The sequence below is a fragment of the Peribacillus sp. FSL K6-5616 genome (genome assembly GCF_038008245.1).
Taxonomy (GTDB): domain Bacteria; phylum Bacillota; class Bacilli; order Bacillales; family DSM-1321; genus Peribacillus; species Peribacillus frigoritolerans.
This window is the reverse complement of sequence record NZ_JBBOYT010000001.1, coordinates 137,633-154,264: the sequence shown is the minus strand read 5'-3', so window position 1 is coordinate 154,264 and position 16,632 is coordinate 137,633. Positions and strand designations below refer to the sequence as shown.

The following is a 16,632-nucleotide window of genomic DNA, read 5'->3' as shown; positions in this document are numbered from 1 at the left end:
AATTTGGAGAGAAATGAGTAAAGCGCCAGAAATAGCCCATGTGTTAAATTCCATCACCAAACATTTCCATCAAAAAAGGATGACGAAGTTTCTCGTCATCCCTTCATGAATATTACCATTGAAAAAATCATACTATCGAAACAGATATTAGTCTTCGCGGGTTTTGAATTGTTCCACTTTGCCTTCCAAATCATCTATCATGCCGATTAAACGGTCTATATCTTCCAACTCCGTATTTTCCGGTTCGATATGATCAAGAACTTCCATGAACATCGTGAGGCGTTCTTTTAAATATGTTAATTGTTCGTTTTTACCTGTAATGGATTTTCCCATGAGGCACTCTCCTTCCGTTCTTCTATCATCGTAACGAAATCTGCTTGAAAGTGCAATGGCAAGCTATAAATGCAGCTCTCCGCCATTTGACAATTTTTGTCCCCATTGTTCATAATGGGTTAGTGCATTATTACGTAAGGAGTTTTAAATATGTCAATAATCAAGCAAGATCTTTTAACACCAATTACACCCAAGTATGATCCTTGGGAAGCATATATGGACGTTGAACAATATGGAAAACTCAGCCTTACCAATGTGGAGTTCACCACCACCACCCTTTGCAATATGCGATGTGAGCATTGTGCCGTCGGTTACACACTCCAACCCAAGGACCCGGATGCACTGCCTCTGGAATTACTGATCCAGCGCCTTGATGAGATCCCTTTGCTTCGTTCGCTCAGCATTACTGGCGGGGAACCGATGCTTTCAAGAAAACAAGTGAAGAATTATGTTTTGCCTCTATTGAAATATGCCCGTAGTCGCGGGGTCCGGACACAAATCAATTCCAATTTGACCCTTGACTTGGAACGGTATGAAGTAATCATTCCTTATTTGGATGTTCTCCACATTTCCCATAATTGGGGAACGATCGATGAATTCATTGATATCGGATTTGCCATGATGGACCGAAAACCATCCCGGGAACAGCGAAAGAAATTATTTGATAAAATGATCGAAAATTCCCGTGCCCTGACAAAGGCTGGTGTACTGGTATCTGCGGAAACGATGCTTAATAAACGGACATTGCCTCATCTTGAGCATATTCACAGGCAGATCGTCGATGAAATGGGATGTCAAAGGCATGAAATTCATCCGATGTATCCAAGCGATTTCGCTTCGGCACTTGAAACTTTACCACTGGACAAAATGCGTGAAGCGATTCATCATTTGCTTGATATCCGTGATGAAAATGTTTGGATGCTTTTCGGAACCCTGCCATTTTATCCTTGCAATAACAGTATAGAGGATATTAAGCTGCTTCAACGCCTTTATGGTTCACATAAAGTGACTGTGCGTAATGATCCTGATGGACGATCACGGTTGAACATCAATATTTTCACCGGGGAAGTGATCGTTACCGATTTTGGGGACGCGCCTACTTTAGGGAATATCAAAGATCAGCCCTTGACCGAATCCTATGAAACATGGATGAATTCGAAACTGGCCAATGAATTGAATTGCCACTGCCCGGCAGTCAAATGTCTAGGCCCGAATGTACTCGTCAAAAATGCATACTACCCGAAAGAGGACTTCAGGATCAGGAAGTCAACCATATGAAGAAAAACTCGCCAATCCGGCGAGTTTTTCAATTTACCTGGGTTGCTGTGAGACTGTAAAACTGAAGGAAACATGGTCCTGAACCGGTATCCATGCACCGATGCCTTGGGAAGTGATGTTCTTTATCGTAATGGTTCTTTTATTTCCTTTTAGGTTCAAATACACTTCCCCATATGTGACCTTGCCTTTTTCATTTACGGCGGAAGCATAGCTGGATAAGTAACCAATCCTATTTGAAGCAACATTGTATACTTCATCTTTTTTCGTGCCAGCTCCGATGATCGTTTCAAAAGCCAATGGCAAATTCGTTTTCTCAGTGGCTTTTAACAGCATCATTTTTTGAACATCCTCTGTCTTAGGGATTTTCGCTGTCAGGCCGCCACTCACTGCCTTCTGACTTTCCTGGACATAGCGGATCTTGTATGGAACTTCACCGCCGCGATTATCATAGTAATTCGTATTGATTTTTTGGTATTCCCAGTTTGGTGCCGTTTCCGAAGACTCATAATTCAATGCCCAATGGCCAAGGTAAATGGTCGCCCTGTAACCAAAAGCAAGCGGGGCCTTTGCAACTGCCGATTCATTCAACATATGGATGAGTTCTGGATTTTCAATCTTGATATCCGACGAATCGATCAATTGTTTGGCAAACTTACTCGGCTGCAGCATCGGAAGATCCTGGGTCGGGTTCGGATACGTATTCTCCTTTGCAATATTCAATACGGAAGGAGGGATATTCACCTTATTCGGACTTGCTTTGTCTACCGGTATATCTGCTGCAAAACTTACATTCGCCTGTATGAAGGCAATTAGGGCAATCATCGTAATAAGAATAGTTCTTCTCATGCTGTCGCACTCCTTTTGAGGGGTTCAATCATTTGATTATAGATTTTGTTTTTAGCCAACATTCTATACATTTCATTCAGATTTCAACTTTGTAATGAGTTTGTAAAGTTCAGAATATTTACTTTTCTCTTCAAATCGGTTATACTTATTTTACATTATAAAAAGGAGGCGAAATCGTTCATACCTATTAAACCTTCAGGAGGTATGCTTATCGAACAATCCATGACACCCTTTTAAAGGATGACAGAAAACGAATTCGCCAATACTTAAATCTGATGTAAAAGGATGGTGTGACACTCTAGAATATTTTCTCAACTTTTACAAAAGCATGATGAAAAATTTTGGAATAACTTATGAATGGTAATTTACTAATATAGAAATGACTCTGCTAAATCTAACCTGAGCAGAGTCATTTTTATTTTTATAAAAAGAAAGACCTCCCGCATCGGAAGGCCTGCATTCTTATAATAAGTAAAATCCAATTCCCATAATGAAGTAAGCGGCCAATAAGGTAAGCCCTTCAAACCAGTTCGTTTCCCCGTCATTGGAAATCATGATCATCAGAAAGACTGCTGTAACCATTGAGATCAGTTCTGGCATTGTGAAGACAAGCGGCATATGCGTTGGATACATTAATGAAATAAGTACGAGGACAGGAGCTACGAACATCGCTACTTGAAGCGTGGAACCGACGGCTATCTCCACTGCGACATCCATTTTGTTTTTATAGGCCATTATGACGGCGGACGCATGCTCTGCCGCGTTACCCACGATTGCAACGATAATGACACCGATGAATAACTCCGACCATCCGAAGGTTTCCCCCACTTCGCTGAACGTATGGACAAGTTTTTCCGATACGTATGCAACGGCCAATGTAGCGGCAGCAAGTATTATAATTGCCTTTTTCCTGCTCCACTCCGGTACTTCCTCCTCATGTTCCTCGGTTTTCTCCGTATGCTGATATACACCGCGGTGAGTCACCAATTTAAAGAATAATGCAGCAAGATATAATAAGATCAATATAATGGAAATTCCTACACTTAACGACATCGTGCTTGATTCATTCATGTCTTGTGTGAATACTTCCGGTATGACAAAGGCTACAATAACCGCAAAAATCAATAGACCGGCATTATGCCTCGCATCGAATACATTAAACTTCTGCCGTTTGTATTTAGTCCCTCCGACAAAGAATGAAAGTCCCGCCACCAACAATAAGTTTCCTAATACGGAACCAGTCAAAGAAGCCAACACGACCCCCACAAGCCCGGCCTTTAATGAAAAGATGGATATGATCAATTCCACTGCATTCCCAAAGGTTGCATTCAAAAGACCGCCAATCCTTGGTCCCATGACGATCGCTAAGCTTTCAGTAGCCCGGCCCATGAAGCCTGCAAGCGCGACGATGGTTAAGCAATAAACGATGAACATGATCACACTCGGCCAATGCAAAAATGACCCGATGACTGATATAGGGACGCCCAGCAGGACAAGCCCAAAAAATATTTTATTCACGATACTTCTCCTCACAATCCTATAGTTCTTTTTATGTAACAAAAACTATCATATAAAATCTTCGGGCGAAGACAAAGGAAAATTTTATCACCTTCTCTCTTCTTGTCAATATTTACCCAAATTTCTATTGCTTAATCCTCTTCCTAAGATGTAACATCAAGAAGGTATACATTTCTTAGGAGACTTGATTTTATGAATAATAAATTGCTTTTTAGCGTTTTAATCTTAATTGTCGGCATATCGGGGTTTTCTCAAGGGATGCTTCTGCCGATCATTGCCATCATTTTTGAAAATGACGGACTTAGCTCATCCCTGAACGGGTTTCATGCAGCCTCGCTTTATATTGGAATTCTGTTGATTTCTCCTTTTATGGAAGCACCGCTCCGTAAATACGGCTATAAGCCATTGATCATATTTGGCGGGATAACGGTCATTCTATCGCTAGCCTTATTTCCTGTTTGGAAATCATTCTGGTTCTGGTTTGTCCTCCGTTTCTTCATTGGAATCGGCGATCATACACTTCACTTTGCTACCCAGACCTGGATCACTGCCATTTCACCTAAAACGAAGCGCGGAAGGAATCTCGCCATTTATGGACTTTTCTTCAGTCTTGGCTTCATGGTAGGCCCGCTGATGACGAAGCTTCTCGAGATTAATCAGTCTTTGCCTTTCATCATCACATCCATACTTAGCCTTCTGGCTTGGTCTGCTGTTTTCCTTATTAGAAACGAACTTCCTGAACAGGATGATTCCGAAAGCACCTCATTCCTGGGCACTCTCAAAAGGTTTACGAAAGTGAGCCGCATAGCTTGGGTCGCATTTTTGCTTCCGTTCACATTCGGCGTGCTTGAGGCATCATTGAATAGCAATTTTCCTGTATTCGCCCTGCGTTCCGGAATCGATTTAACCGCAGTTTCCATCATCATTCCGGCATTTTCCGCGGGGACCCTGCTTACCCAGATTCCCTTGGGGATGATAAGTGACCGTTTTGGACGGCGAAAGACCTTGCTGACGATCCTTTTTTCAGGATTTGCCATATTCACGCTTGCAGGGATTTATTCCTATTCAGTGCTTGGTCTATTCATCTGCTTTATGTTTGGCGGAATGATGGTTGGTTCCACTTTCTCGCTGGGAATCAGTTATATGGCAGATCTTTTGCCTCGAAACCTATTACCTGCAGGAAATTTATTATGCAGTATTTTCTTTAGTCTCGGCAGCATCGGCGGTCCATTTTTTGGCGGCCTGGTCATTGAACATATCCAAGGCGGGAATTTTTTCTACATGATCAGCATCATGCTTTTCCTTGTCTTCATTTCATTGGCCTTGTTTAAGGAGAAAATGCCTGCTTCAGTTATGTAATATAGTTTATTATCTGGACTACTTCTTTTATTATTCAATTTGACCGGTATTTATCAAGAGTGCCTGTATATTGGAGATTCGATACTTTATATTTTTTACTAGATTAGAATCATTCTTCTTTATTTCTGAATAGGATATGTGGTAATATAATATTAACAAAAGGGACATCACCTTAATAAACCTTTGAAAACATTGCTGTCATCGCAATTACGATGGCAGCTTTCATATTTTATCCAGAGAAATGACGTTGATTATCTTTCTCAATTAGGTATAAAGCAAATGATAATCTATATCATTTACACAAAATAGAGAAGAATGTGGGAGGGAATCTTATGACTACAGATACTAAACATTTAACCCAACCGGCTACATGCAAAACCACTTGGTTGGAAAAAGCAAAACCTCATTTAGAACTTATTGCTGCATTATTCAGCGGTTTATTAATAGTTTTGGGCTGGGCCCTTTCAAAGAACGGAATGGAGTCCGCTTCCATCGTCATTTACTTAGCCTCTTTCTTGATTGGCGGATATGCCAAGGCAAAAGAAGGCATAGAAGATACGATTGCCGACCGGGAATTGAATGTTGAGATGCTGATGATTTTTGCGGCCATCGGTTCTGCTGTCATCGGATACTGGACGGAAGGTGCCATTTTGATTTTCATCTTCGCTTTAAGCGGCGCCCTTGAGACATACACGATGAATAAAAGCCATAAAGAAATTTCGGCACTTATGGACTTGCAGCCTGAAGAAGCGCTGCGCATCACTAACGGATATGAAGAAACCGTGTCCGTTTCCCAGTTGCATGTCGGGGATCTGATTTTAGTGAAACCGGGTGAGAGAGTTCCTTCAGATGGAAAAATCACGGACGGACGTACCAATATCGATGAAGCCGCCATTACTGGCGAATCCATACCAGTCAGTAAATCATTGGATGATGAAGTTTTCGCTGGAACGGTTAATCTCCGTGGTACGATTACCGTGGAAATCACCAAACCGGCAAGTGAAACACTATTTCAAAAAATAATCACTCTCGTTCAATCCGCACAAAGTGAAAAGTCCCCTTCCCAGTTGTTCATTGAACGGTTTGAAGGGACTTATGTAAAAGTGGTATTGACGGTTGTCGGTTTGATGATGTTCGTACCCCATTTTCTATTGGAGTGGAGCTGGACCGAAACATTCTACAGGGCGATGATCCTGCTCGTTGTCGCCTCTCCTTGCGCCCTTGTGGCCTCTATTATGCCAGCTACACTTTCAGCCATTTCAAATGGTGCTCGTCATGGCATTTTGTTTAAAGGCGGCATCCATCTTGAGAATCTAGGTAATCTGCAGGCAATTGCTTTGGATAAAACCGGTACATTGACAAAAGGAAAACCAGAGGTAACGGATGTCATTATCCGCAAAGATTTAAGCGAAGAAGATTTCTTATTTCACATTGCATCTGTTGAAAATTATTCGAACCACCCTTTGGCAACTTCGATCGTTCGTTATGCCAAAACGAAATTGCAAAGAGACATCATTAAACCGGATAACATGGAAGATATCTCAGGTAATGGGGTTCAAGCATACATCAATGGCGTGCTTTGGCAAGTCGGAAAAGCTGATTTCGTCGGTCGCAGTGAAGCAGAACGATTCCAAAATGGCATTGCGCTGACATTGGCTGAACAAGGTAAGACAATCGTGTATGCTAAAGATGATCGCGGAATTGCCGGTATACTCACTTTGAAAGATGTCGTGCGTGATGAAACCGTTACAGCCATCGAGGCTTTGAGGAATGAGGGCATCCATACCGTCATGCTGACAGGCGATGGTGAAAAAACGGCTAAAGCTATTGCCTCGGAGAGCCATATTGATGCATATATTGCCGAATGCCTGCCAGAAACGAAAGTGACTGAAGTGAAAAAGCTTAAAGAACATTTTGGCACTGTAGCGATGGTTGGGGATGGCATCAATGATGCACCTGCTCTGGCAACAGCATCTGTTGGTATTGCAATGGGTGAAGGAACGGATGTTGCCTTGGAAACAGCGGATGTCGTTCTGATGAAGAATGACCTGCCACGCATCGCGGAAGCAGTCAAATTATCCAAGAAGATGAATCGGATCATCAAACAAAACGTCATCTTTTCCATTTCGGTCATCATGATCCTGATAGCATCCAATTTCCTTCAATTCCTGGACCTCCCATATGGCGTCATTGGCCATGAAGGAAGCACAATCCTCGTTATACTGAACAGCTTAAGACTTTTGAGAAACTAAACCATGAAAAAGGAGCCATCCAAGGCTCCCTTTTTTTATGTTCATTTAGTGATATCCGTTCTTACCGTTTGCAGAACCTGATGTTTTATGGTTCGAACCTTTATTTTTTCCTTTTTGCTTTGTGCCGCCATCCTTTTTACTCATGAAAGAACTCCTCCTCTTTAATAGTTGTCATTTCTTGAATAGTATCCGCAGCATGATAGTCCGCTATTACGGGAACTCCAGGAAGCTCATGCACATTCTGGCTTTTTCCTTTCACTAATGAGCGCATTTATTTCCCCGCCCAGTATGATAATGAGCCCCGATAAATAAAACCAGACCATTAATACGATTATCCCTCCAAGACTTCCATATGTTGCGGAATAATTAGCGAAGTTCTCCACATAAAATGAAAACAAAAAAGAAGCGAGGCTCCATCCTGCCGTTGCAAAGATTGCACCAGGCAGTACGGTTATGCACTTTAGCTTAATGTTGGGCGCAATCCAATAAAGGATGGTGAACACAATTAAAAATACAAGCGTACTGACCACCCAGCGAAGTTGGTTCCAAATCGTAAGAAACTCATCGGATTGTCCAATTTCGGCAAATAAGAACACTCCGATCTGTTTTCCGAATACCGGCAGCAATAAAACGACAATAAAAACAAAAATCATCGCTAAAGTGAGAAGAATCGACATTCCCCGGGAAATAAAGAAAGTTCGACTTTCTTTTACACCATATGCATGGTTAAATGCTTTAATGATTGCATTCATCCCATTCGATGCCGACCATATCGTTCCGATGACACCAAACGACAATAAAGTCCCATTCGCTTCCATCACTTCCGATAGGTTAGCTTCAATGATTTTCATCGAATCGTCAGGTGCATATGTACGGACGGTATTTAATATATCTTCTTGTGAAAATGGCAGATAGGCCAATAAAGTGAATAAAAAAATAAGTAACGGAAACAGGGAAAGCAAGAAGAAATAAGACAGCTGTGCGGCAAGCCCCGACACATCATCGACCTGTAACCGTTTTACCAAAGTCTTGAAGAATGAGCCTTTCAGCCATTCTTTTTTATTGGCCATACCTCCACCCCATTTTCTAATTTAAGGAAATTCGTTCGTGGTCTCTAGAAGACGGCTCTTCTTCCTCTGCAGTAAAAACTTCCTTCGTCTCCATCACCACTTGGGCAACTTGAGATGGAATATCTTTCATTTCCTCAACCTTTTGGGAAATGAAGGATACATCTTCGGAAATTTTTTCAACAGTGGAACGGACCTTGGATGATGTTTCACGTACTTGTGTAAGCACCCCATTGGGATTCTTCACGAATTCCTTCATATTACTCATGCAGCTTTTGCTGTTTTCCAATACAGAATAACGCGTTTGCTTGTCAAAAAGGCTTATTGCCGCCCCAGCTAACGCCCCAATAAAGACCGCTTGCATAAATTTACTTTTCTTGGCACACTTATATTCTTCTCGAATGTTGCTCATATATTCTCCTCCTCGTCATATATTAGTTGATGGATAATGGTAGCTCTCTCCATTATACAATGTTTAAAAAAGTTTTTTCCTATCTTTTCCCAAACTCTCTCACTTTAAAACGCGAAGATCACCAAGATTATCGGGGGTCAAGCTTCATATCCCACCCGAATACTCATTGACTTCCAGCGGTAATCATGCAAAGATGAAAATAATTTAGGAACGTATGAAAGGATGAAGGAAATGGATTTAACGCAAAACACAGCCGAAAGTGTCGAGTTTATGATCGAGGCAATCAAGGATAAATTAAAAGTGATGAACTTCGGTGCAATCAAATCAACTCATTTTGATATCGAAATGTACGAAGAACTGCACGATATTTATACAATGGTGATGAAAAAAACGAATTTCAGTGTCCGTGAAATGGAAGCAATCGCTGAAGAACTTGGAAGACTGCGTAATAAGTAACATTCAAATCCTCCCATACCGGTGAGGATTTTTTTCATTTTCAAAAAAATTCTGCTACATTTGATATAGAAATTGAAAACGGACAGGAGTTGTAAGCATGGTAGAAAGAAGAACGCCCATCAGCATCGCAGAAGCAGTGGAAAAAGTGATGAAGCATAAATTAACAGGACATGTGGAACTGATTCCCCTAGAGGACAGCCAAGACCGTTTTTTGGCTCAGGATATTATAGCTACAAATGATATTCCGCATTTTAACCGCTCCCCATATGATGGATTCGCCCTCAGGTCCAAGGATACTTCTGAAGGTTCCATAAATAACCCCCTCGAGTTCGAAGTGGTGGAAGAGTTGGCTGCGGGTATGGTATCGACTATTCCCGTTCAAAAAAATCAAGTGGCAAGAATCATGACTGGAGCCCAGATGCCAGCTGAGTGTGATGCCGTAATCATGCTTGAACTTACGAAGGAATTCGAAAAGGACGGAAAGAAGTACATATCATTTAAACGCTCACTTAAGGAAGGCGAAAACGTTTCTTTTCAAGGCGAGGATGCTAAGAAAGGCGATGTTCTTGTAAAAAAAGGAACAGCGATCAATCCAGGGATCATCGGCTTGCTGGCAACATTCGGTTATGCGGAAGTGCCAGTTGCCAGGAAGCCTGTCGTCGGATTATTCGCTACGGGATCGGAACTGCTTGATGTTCATGAACCGTTGCAGCCTGGGAAAATCCGAAACAGCAACTCACATGCCATCTCCGCCCAAATTCGGAGGGCCGGGGGGGAAGTCCGTTTTTACGGAAAGCTTAAGGACGAATTCGAATTAAGCTACGAGGCCATTTCGACTGCCTTGGAGGAAGTGGATCTGCTCATTACAACAGGAGGAGTTTCTGTCGGTGATTTTGACCTTCTCCCGGATATTTATCAAAAGATTGGCGCCGATGTCTTATTCAACAAAGTGGCCATGCGCCCCGGCAGCGTTACGACTGTAGCGGTATATAATGACAAATTTTTATTCGGTTTATCCGGCAATCCATCCGCCAGTTATGTTGGCTTTGAACTATTTGCAAGACCGATCATCCGCACGATGCTGTTCACGGAATATCCGCATTTAAGAAAAGAGACGGCCCAATTGGCAGAGGACTTCTTAAAACCCAATCCATTCTCACGTCTGCTTCGCACCCGATTATTTTACGAATCCGGCCAGTTGAAGGTAATTCCAAGCGGTGTGGATAAATCCAATATTACAACAAGCTTGGCAGGTGCCAATTCCCTGACCGTCTTACCTGGGGGGACACGTGGTTTCCAAACGGGAGACTTCGTGGACATCCTGCTCCTCGATGACCAGGAAGGTTCCAAATGGCCTTGGTGAAGCCCTTTATTTTTCAGGTGGTTGGCTACCAAAATAGAGGAAAAACGACCTTCATAACGAATTTAATCAAAAAGCTTCGCGAAGCAAAATTAGAGACAGCCGTTTTAAAACATCATGGACATGGCGGAAAACCAGATGTTACAGGCACGAAGGATTCCAATAAACACTTTCTTGCTGGGGCGGCCGCTTCACTTGTTGAAGGAGATGGAACAATCGAGCTGCTCGGCAATTTCAGGGGGAGCGCCCCTATCACTGAGCTGATTCAATTACTGTGTCTATTTCTCCCTGATGTGATTTTAATTGAAGGGTATAAGCAAGAGGATTTTCCCAAAGTCATTTTAATCAAGGAAGAAAGTGACCTCCCGTTATTGGAACGGCTTACCAATGTCAAGGCAGCGGTGGCTTGGCCCGAATGTCTTGAACGAACCAGGAATCATGCTTCAGTACCTGTCTTCCCTTTGGATTCGGATCAATTCATTACATGGTTTTTAGAACAAATATGAAGGAGTGGGACAATGTTCATTCAATTCCCCATAGAAAAACGCCGCAAAATGATCGAAAGCATCCAAGAATATGTGTATCAGGAACATGGGAAGGCAATCGGTGAAATTGCTGCTGAAAATCACTTGCAGTTCATTTTCGAAAATATCGCTCCCTTTATTTACAATGAAGGGATCAAAGATGCTAAAAAAGTCATGGAGGACAGATTAGGAAATATCGAAGAGGATTTGTATTCATTGGAACGCCCCATTGATTAAAATGAAAAACAGCATCATAATCGATGCTGTTTTTTTATGTTCACTGTTCGGTTAGAATAAGCGGGCCGTTTTTCGTTATGGCAATCGTATGTTCATATTGAGCCGAGTATTTCCCATCTGCAGTGGATGCCGTCCATCCATTCGGGTTCCGGCTTGCTTTATATGTACCTACGTTTACCATTGGCTCGATGGTGAATACCATTCCTTCCTTAAGACGCGGACCTTTATTCGGCAGTCCATAATGCGGAACCTGAGGCTCTTCATGAATGACATTCCCTATCCCGTGTCCGATGAAATCACGAACGACAGAGAAGCCTTCCGCTTCGACAAATGTTTGTATGGCATGACCTATATCTCCAATCCGATTGCCTTCCACACATACTTCAATCGCCTTATATAAAGATTCCTTCGTCACATTCACTAAATGTTCGGTTTCCTTTGAAACCTTACCGACCGTATACGTCCAAGCAGAGTCAGCAAGGGCCCCATTATAATTGACGACCATATCAATCGTTACGATATCTCCGTTTTTCAAAGGGGTCTCGCGAGGGAAACCATGACAGATTTCTTCATTTATGCTGGCACATGTCGCATACTCATACCCTTTATAACCCTTTTGTTCCGGCTTCGCACCATGTTTTTTTAAGAATCCTTCAACAAATTCTTCTATTTCCCATGTTGTCACACCAGGAACAATCAACTTTGCAATCTCCCTATGACAAGCTGCCAAAATTTTACCCGATTCATGCATCGCTTGGATTTCACGTGCAGATTTTAATACGATCAATCGTGACACTTCCTTTTTTATTCGTCTCTCCTTTTATTTTACTGCAAAGATTGAAGTATATGAATCCTTTAAAATGAAAAATCCCGGCAGCTGCCGGGATTTTTCATTATTTCAATAGATTGAGCGATTCCCGGTTAAATGCCGGAAGATCTTCAGGTGTCCTGCTGGTTACAAGCTGGTTGCCGCAAACCACAACCTCTTTGTCCAAATATGTGGCACCTGCATACTCCATATCGACTTTAATGGATGTATACCCTGTTGCGTGGCGTCCTTCAAGTGTTTTGGCCGTAATCAGCAACTGCGGACCATGACAGATCGCAAATACAGGTTTTTTATCATCCATGAACGATTTTGCGAAAGATACGAAGCGTTCGTCAGCACGCAATTGATCAGGCGAGAACCCACCGGGGATGAATAACGCATCGAAACTTTCCGGTTTCACCGAGTCGATGCTTTCATCAATCTCGACTTCCACCTCCCCTTGTTTCCCTTTAACCGTTTTCCCTTTTACCATTTCAATCGTCGTTACCTTATGGCCGGCTTCTTCAAATGCTTTTGCCGGTTCACTATACTCCGAGTCCTCAAACATATTCGTTACTACACATGCGATTTTTTTACCCATAATCATTCATCTCCTCAATTTTTGATCGAATGAACCTACTTTGCACTTTATTTATGTTCCCTCTGACACTATAAATAAAACACATAATTAATAGTTGACCTTTTGTTTATGACTAAAATACCTCGAATCAATGTTTAGGGTACTGGCCAACAACGTGTATCGCATTGATGATTCTTTTATTGATCCATTTCCTGTTTTCTTCTGTATTCAAATTTCCAAATATTCTTTTCCGCCCTACTTCCGTGGTTACATAGTAATTAGGCAGGTTATTCAATGATAATGTGATGATGTCATTTTTACATTTCCTGCACGAACAAAATGTTTGGTATTCTATACCTGACATTAAAACCTGCACCCATGTCACAACGATTTCTTCCATAACATTTGTGTATTCTCTTTCCATATATGCTCCTTCAAAAAGAAAAACCCGTCCATTCCTGACAGGTTTTCACTCATTTATCGCTGTCCGTGGAACAATTAGGATTTCAACTCTCCGGTTTTTCGCCCTTCCTTTTTTCGTTTCATTGGAAGCAACCGGCTTGAATTCCCCATGTCCTTTAGCACTCAACATTTCGGGATCCAAATCCTTATTTTCGAGGAGAAGTTTCATAAAATTTACGGATCGCATCACACTCAGGTCCCAGTTGGATTCATACTTGGAATTTTTAATAGGAATATTATCGGTATGTCCGCTTACTATGATGTTTCTGGGTAAGTCCATGACCAGTAACTCCGAGATTCCTTTAGCAATTTTACGGTTTTCACTTCTCACCTCGGCCACACCCGATTCGAACAGCACATTTTCCCTAATTGAAATCAACATGCCTTCATCAGTAAGGTCCGTTCCCAATTTATCCGTTAAATCATTCTTTTCGATATAGGCATTTACACGCTCCTGAACTTCCGTAAGTTCTTCCTGCTCGTTTTTCCCTAGCTTCTCAAGATCTTCTGCACCTGTTCTTTGTTCTGGTGACGTCGGCTCATTGCTGGGGGAATCACTTGGAAAATCCATAAAACCCGTTCCGCTTGTAAAAACCTGGTTAAATACATTGGACAACTGCTGAAACCTTACTGCATCAACCGAACTTGAAGCGAATAAAACGATAAAAAGCGCAAGAAGCAATGTTAAGATATCGGCATAGGGAACCAGCCATGATTCATCGATATGCTCTTCATGCCTTTGTTTCTTTTTGCGCCTAGCCATCTTCTCTCACATCGCCTTCCAACCACTTTTTACGATCTCCAGCAGGCAAATATGATGTTAATTTCTGTTCAATCGTTCTCGGCGCTTCCCCTTCGATGATCGATAAAATCCCTTCAATCATCATTTCTTTGATTCTGACTTCCTGCTGCGATTTCCGTTTGAGCTTATTGGCAAAAGGATGCCATAACACATACCCCGTGTAAATCCCCATCAAGGTCGCGACGAACGCTGCAGATATGGCATGTCCCAATGCCTCCGTGTCAGCCATATTACCCAATGCAGCAATCAGCCCGATTACCGCACCCAATACGCCAAGCGTCGGAGCGTATGTACCGGCTTGACTGAAAATCGCCGCCGCACTTAGATGACGTTCTTCCATCGCGTCTATTTCCTCTGCTAAAATATCACGAATATAATCGGCACTCTGACCTTCGACTGCAAGGTTCAAGCCATTTTTCAAAAAGGCATTATCCACCTGATCCGAAATGCTTTCCAAGGCCAATAAGCCTTCCTTCCTGGCAATGACCGCCCATTCCGAAAAGGTTTTTATTAAATCTTCCGGCTTTGTCAATTTTTGTTCAAAGAATAAAATCTTGAATACTTTTGGCAGTCTTTTTAATTCCGACAAAGGGAAAGCCGTTACGACAGCAGCTATCGTCCCTACAATGATGATCAAAATAGCCGCCGGATTAATCAGCGCCGTTACACTAACACCTTTCAACACCATTCCGACTAAGATGGCCACAATACCAAGAACTACGCCCAAAACTGATGTTATATCCATAATACTCACCCATTCATTTAAAGTCTCGTCTCCTCCTTATATCGGATGAAGTTTAAAAAAAGTGAGGATTATTTTACTATTCGATTTCAATTTTCATTAAATCATCACAAAATATCCCCACCTTATTGCCTGCATGTGCTTATCAACAGCACAAATATTCCTTCAAGAATGGAACCTCAAGCATGTTCCGTACATGATTTTCTCAAAACATCTGGAATATGCGCATTTATTCGTTGTTTTTACACTTTTACTCGTGGGTTTCGCGCGTTTATTCGTGAGTTTCGCACTTTTACTCGTGGGTTTCACGCTTTTACTCGTGAATTTGGCACTTTTACTCGTGGGTTTCGTGCTTTTACTCGTGAGTTTCATACTTTACTCGTAAATTCCGCATATTGATGACATTTTTTCTCAATCTTCAGTTTTTCCGAAAGAAAAGGACAAAGCCTGTCAGCTTTGTCCCTGTTCTTGTTTCCCGTGGTTTCTTCCGGCCAGCCATTTTATGATGGGGGACAGAAAAAATAAAATGAATAAGATCCTGAATAAATGAAAGCTTGTGACAACGGATAAATCCACATGCACAGACATGGCTGTGACTGCCATTTCGGCGACGCCGCCTGGCGCCATGCTCAAAAAAAGTTCATTCGCCTGTAAAGATAGGGTTGGGGCAAACTGAATGGATAGATAATAGCAAAATCCAATCAATAGGACATTACTGACGAATACGGCTCCGAACATCTTCCTGAAAAGTCGGGGATTATCTACCTTCAGTGTGTATCCTAAATGTGCGCCGATCAACAATTGCGACAGGTTCAACCAAAAGTCAGGAATTTGCGGGGCACCTGGGCCTGCTAAATTGAATAGTGCTGCTGCCATGAGAGGTCCTAGCAAAAAAGGCAGCGGAAAATTGGCTCTCTTTGTGATGAAAATGAACATTAGCAAGGTTAACAACATCATGATGGCTAATTTCCCATCATATTCAAATAAGAAAAACGGCCGCTCCGTGACGGCCATTACCGCACCTGGTTCAACTGACATTACATGAGTCACAATCCACGGAACAATGGAAATCACCAGGATGACCCGCAGTGTTTGCATAAAGCCTACAACCGTTTCATCACTATCCTTCATTTCCTCACTTAAGACCACCATCTGGGAAAGGCCTCCCGGGAAACTGCCAAGCATGGATGTGCCCAAGGATAAGTTCATTCGTTTTCCGATAAACCAGCCAGTCAACACTGTAAACGAAATGATTGCGATTGTCGTAAAAAGCATTACAGGCAGATATTCAATCATCTCATTTAACGATTGTTTCGTGAATGAACTGCCCAATTGTAAACCTAGAATGACCAATCCAGTACTTCTAAAGGTTTTAGACCAATATAAGTACTTCCTTAACTTCACTTTCGCAATCATCACGACGAATAATGGTCCTAGCATCCATGGCAGGTATATGCCAAGGCTATCAAACGCGTAACCACCCAGGAATGCTAGAAAAGCTGTAAAAATGATTCTAAAACTCTTACTCTCGATTAAATTTACACTCACAAAATTACCTTCTTTATCTAAGCGGTTTTTCATCTATATCTTAACATA

At 42.0% G+C, this 16,632-nt stretch carries 19 protein-coding genes; 8 read left to right on the top strand and 11 right to left on the bottom strand.

The genetic code is table 11. The annotated features are described in order from the left end of the window. Positions 1–147 precede the first annotated feature (147 nt). A complete protein-coding gene (locus MHB45_RS00735) occupies positions 148–333 on the bottom strand; it encodes an SE1561 family protein (protein ID WP_034305661.1) in 186 nt (61 codons plus the stop codon). Positions 334–489: 156 nt separating this feature from the next. Between MHB45_RS00735 and yfkAB the strand changes: the two genes are divergently transcribed. After that, complete coding sequence (yfkAB, locus tag MHB45_RS00730) at positions 490–1,611, top strand: radical SAM/CxCxxxxC motif protein YfkAB (protein WP_397330416.1); 1,122 nt, start codon at positions 490–492, stop codon at positions 1,609–1,611. A 33-nt stretch (positions 1,612–1,644) separates the two neighbouring features. On the opposite strand, the gene MHB45_RS00725 is transcribed toward yfkAB, so the two are convergent. Together MHB45_RS00725 and cax are read right to left on the bottom strand one after the other, a co-directional pair. Next, positions 1,645–2,457, bottom strand: a complete 813-nt coding sequence (locus MHB45_RS00725; RefSeq protein ID WP_048685138.1) for a YfkD famly protein — start codon at positions 2,455–2,457, stop codon at positions 1,645–1,647. A 462-nt stretch (positions 2,458–2,919) separates the two neighbouring features. Continuing rightward, entirely contained in the window at positions 2,920–3,978 is a 1,059-nt protein-coding gene (gene cax, locus MHB45_RS00720) for a calcium/proton exchanger (protein ID WP_048685238.1), read from the bottom strand. A 189-nt stretch (positions 3,979–4,167) separates the two neighbouring features. On the opposite strand from cax, the gene MHB45_RS00715 reads away from it, so the two are divergent. Continuing rightward, positions 4,168–5,334 carry an MFS transporter gene (locus MHB45_RS00715; RefSeq protein WP_048685135.1) on the top strand — a complete coding sequence of 389 codons (1,167 nt, stop codon included), beginning with the start codon at positions 4,168–4,170 and terminating at the stop codon, positions 5,332–5,334. Positions 5,335–5,666: 332 nt separating this feature from the next. After that, positions 5,667–7,586, top strand: a complete 1,920-nt coding sequence (locus MHB45_RS00710) for a heavy metal translocating P-type ATPase (protein ID WP_048685132.1) — start codon at positions 5,667–5,669, stop codon at positions 7,584–7,586. A gap of 230 nt (positions 7,587–7,816) precedes the next feature. On the opposite strand, the gene MHB45_RS00705 is transcribed toward MHB45_RS00710, so the two are convergent. Next, positions 7,817–8,656 (bottom strand): YihY/virulence factor BrkB family protein, encoded by an 840-nt coding sequence (locus MHB45_RS00705; protein ID WP_048685129.1) that lies wholly within the window; start codon positions 8,654–8,656, stop codon positions 7,817–7,819. A 16-nt stretch (positions 8,657–8,672) separates the two neighbouring features. After that, positions 8,673–9,065: a hypothetical protein gene (locus MHB45_RS00700; RefSeq protein WP_048685126.1), complete on the bottom strand. Its 393-nt coding sequence runs from the start codon at positions 9,063–9,065 to the stop codon at positions 8,673–8,675. A 231-nt stretch (positions 9,066–9,296) separates the two neighbouring features. Here MHB45_RS00700 and MHB45_RS00695 point away from each other — a divergent pair, with 231 nt between their 5' ends. From MHB45_RS00695 to MHB45_RS00680, 4 genes are all read left to right on the top strand, one after another. Next, entirely contained in the window at positions 9,297–9,521 is a 225-nt protein-coding gene (locus tag MHB45_RS00695) for a DUF1128 domain-containing protein (RefSeq protein ID WP_034305672.1), read from the top strand. Positions 9,522–9,618: 97 nt separating this feature from the next. Next, complete coding sequence (locus MHB45_RS00690) at positions 9,619–10,884, top strand: molybdopterin molybdotransferase MoeA (RefSeq protein WP_072272369.1); 1,266 nt, start codon at positions 9,619–9,621, stop codon at positions 10,882–10,884. Further along, positions 10,872–11,387 (top strand): molybdopterin-guanine dinucleotide biosynthesis protein B, encoded by a 516-nt coding sequence (gene mobB / locus MHB45_RS00685; protein ID WP_065421158.1) that lies wholly within the window; start codon positions 10,872–10,874, stop codon positions 11,385–11,387. The genes MHB45_RS00690 and mobB overlap by 13 nt, the downstream gene beginning before the upstream one ends. A 12-nt stretch (positions 11,388–11,399) precedes the next feature. Further along, a complete protein-coding gene (locus tag MHB45_RS00680) occupies positions 11,400–11,642 on the top strand; it encodes a DUF2164 domain-containing protein (protein ID WP_048685118.1) in 243 nt (80 codons plus the stop codon). 40 nt (positions 11,643–11,682) lie between these two features. Here MHB45_RS00680 and map read toward each other — a convergent pair whose 3' ends face one another. From map to motA, 5 genes are all read right to left on the bottom strand, one after another. Beyond that, positions 11,683–12,429, bottom strand: a complete 747-nt coding sequence (gene map, locus MHB45_RS00675; RefSeq protein ID WP_072272368.1) for a type I methionyl aminopeptidase — start codon at positions 12,427–12,429, stop codon at positions 11,683–11,685. Positions 12,430–12,535: 106 nt separating this feature from the next. Beyond that, positions 12,536–13,051 carry a type 1 glutamine amidotransferase domain-containing protein gene (locus MHB45_RS00670; protein WP_034305681.1) on the bottom strand — a complete coding sequence of 172 codons (516 nt, stop codon included), beginning with the start codon at positions 13,049–13,051 and terminating at the stop codon, positions 12,536–12,538. Positions 13,052–13,178: 127 nt separating this feature from the next. Then, entirely contained in the window at positions 13,179–13,454 is a 276-nt protein-coding gene (locus MHB45_RS00665) for a late competence development ComFB family protein (RefSeq protein ID WP_072272367.1), read from the bottom strand. Positions 13,455–13,499: 45 nt separating this feature from the next. Then, complete coding sequence (gene motB, locus MHB45_RS00660; RefSeq protein ID WP_048685110.1) at positions 13,500–14,255, bottom strand: flagellar motor protein MotB; 756 nt, start codon at positions 14,253–14,255, stop codon at positions 13,500–13,502. After that, a complete protein-coding gene (motA, locus tag MHB45_RS00655) occupies positions 14,248–15,039 on the bottom strand; it encodes a flagellar motor stator protein MotA (RefSeq protein ID WP_063595237.1) in 792 nt (263 codons plus the stop codon). The genes motB and motA overlap by 8 nt, the downstream gene beginning before the upstream one ends. 193 nt (positions 15,040–15,232) lie before the next feature. On the opposite strand from motA, the gene MHB45_RS00650 reads away from it, so the two are divergent. Then, entirely contained in the window at positions 15,233–15,421 is a 189-nt protein-coding gene (locus MHB45_RS00650; protein WP_142398468.1) for a hypothetical protein, read from the top strand. 65 nt (positions 15,422–15,486) lie between these two features. Here MHB45_RS00650 and MHB45_RS00645 read toward each other — a convergent pair whose 3' ends face one another. Beyond that, positions 15,487–16,584, bottom strand: coding sequence for an AbrB family transcriptional regulator (locus tag MHB45_RS00645; protein WP_048685104.1), 1,098 nt, complete (start codon positions 16,582–16,584; stop codon positions 15,487–15,489). Between the last annotated feature and the right edge of the window lie 48 nt (positions 16,585–16,632).

Coding starts and splice junctions, on each gene's coding strand:
- MHB45_RS00735 (WP_034305661.1), bottom strand. CDS start 333: ATGGGAAAATCCATTACAGGTAAAAACGAACAATTAACATATTTAAAA.
- MHB45_RS00725 (WP_048685138.1), bottom strand. CDS start 2,457: ATGAGAAGAACTATTCTTATTACGATGATTGCCCTAATTGCCTTCATA.
- MHB45_RS00715 (WP_048685135.1), top strand. CDS start 4,168: ATGAATAATAAATTGCTTTTTAGCGTTTTAATCTTAATTGTCGGCATA.
- MHB45_RS00710 (WP_048685132.1), top strand. CDS start 5,667: ATGACTACAGATACTAAACATTTAACCCAACCGGCTACATGCAAAACC.
- MHB45_RS00705 (WP_048685129.1), bottom strand. CDS start 8,656: ATGGCCAATAAAAAAGAATGGCTGAAAGGCTCATTCTTCAAGACTTTG.
- MHB45_RS00700 (WP_048685126.1), bottom strand. CDS start 9,065: ATGAGCAACATTCGAGAAGAATATAAGTGTGCCAAGAAAAGTAAATTT.
- MHB45_RS00695 (WP_034305672.1), top strand. CDS start 9,297: ATGGATTTAACGCAAAACACAGCCGAAAGTGTCGAGTTTATGATCGAG.
- MHB45_RS00690 (WP_072272369.1), top strand. CDS start 9,619: ATGGTAGAAAGAAGAACGCCCATCAGCATCGCAGAAGCAGTGGAAAAA.
- mobB (WP_065421158.1), top strand. CDS start 10,872: ATGGCCTTGGTGAAGCCCTTTATTTTTCAGGTGGTTGGCTACCAAAAT.
- MHB45_RS00680 (WP_048685118.1), top strand. CDS start 11,400: ATGTTCATTCAATTCCCCATAGAAAAACGCCGCAAAATGATCGAAAGC.
- MHB45_RS00670 (WP_034305681.1), bottom strand. CDS start 13,051: ATGGGTAAAAAAATCGCATGTGTAGTAACGAATATGTTTGAGGACTCG.
- MHB45_RS00665 (WP_072272367.1), bottom strand. CDS start 13,454: ATGGAAAGAGAATACACAAATGTTATGGAAGAAATCGTTGTGACATGG.
- motB (WP_048685110.1), bottom strand. CDS start 14,255: ATGGCTAGGCGCAAAAAGAAACAAAGGCATGAAGAGCATATCGATGAA.
- motA (WP_063595237.1), bottom strand. CDS start 15,039: ATGGATATAACATCAGTTTTGGGCGTAGTTCTTGGTATTGTGGCCATC.
- MHB45_RS00650 (WP_142398468.1), top strand. CDS start 15,233: ATGATTTTCTCAAAACATCTGGAATATGCGCATTTATTCGTTGTTTTT.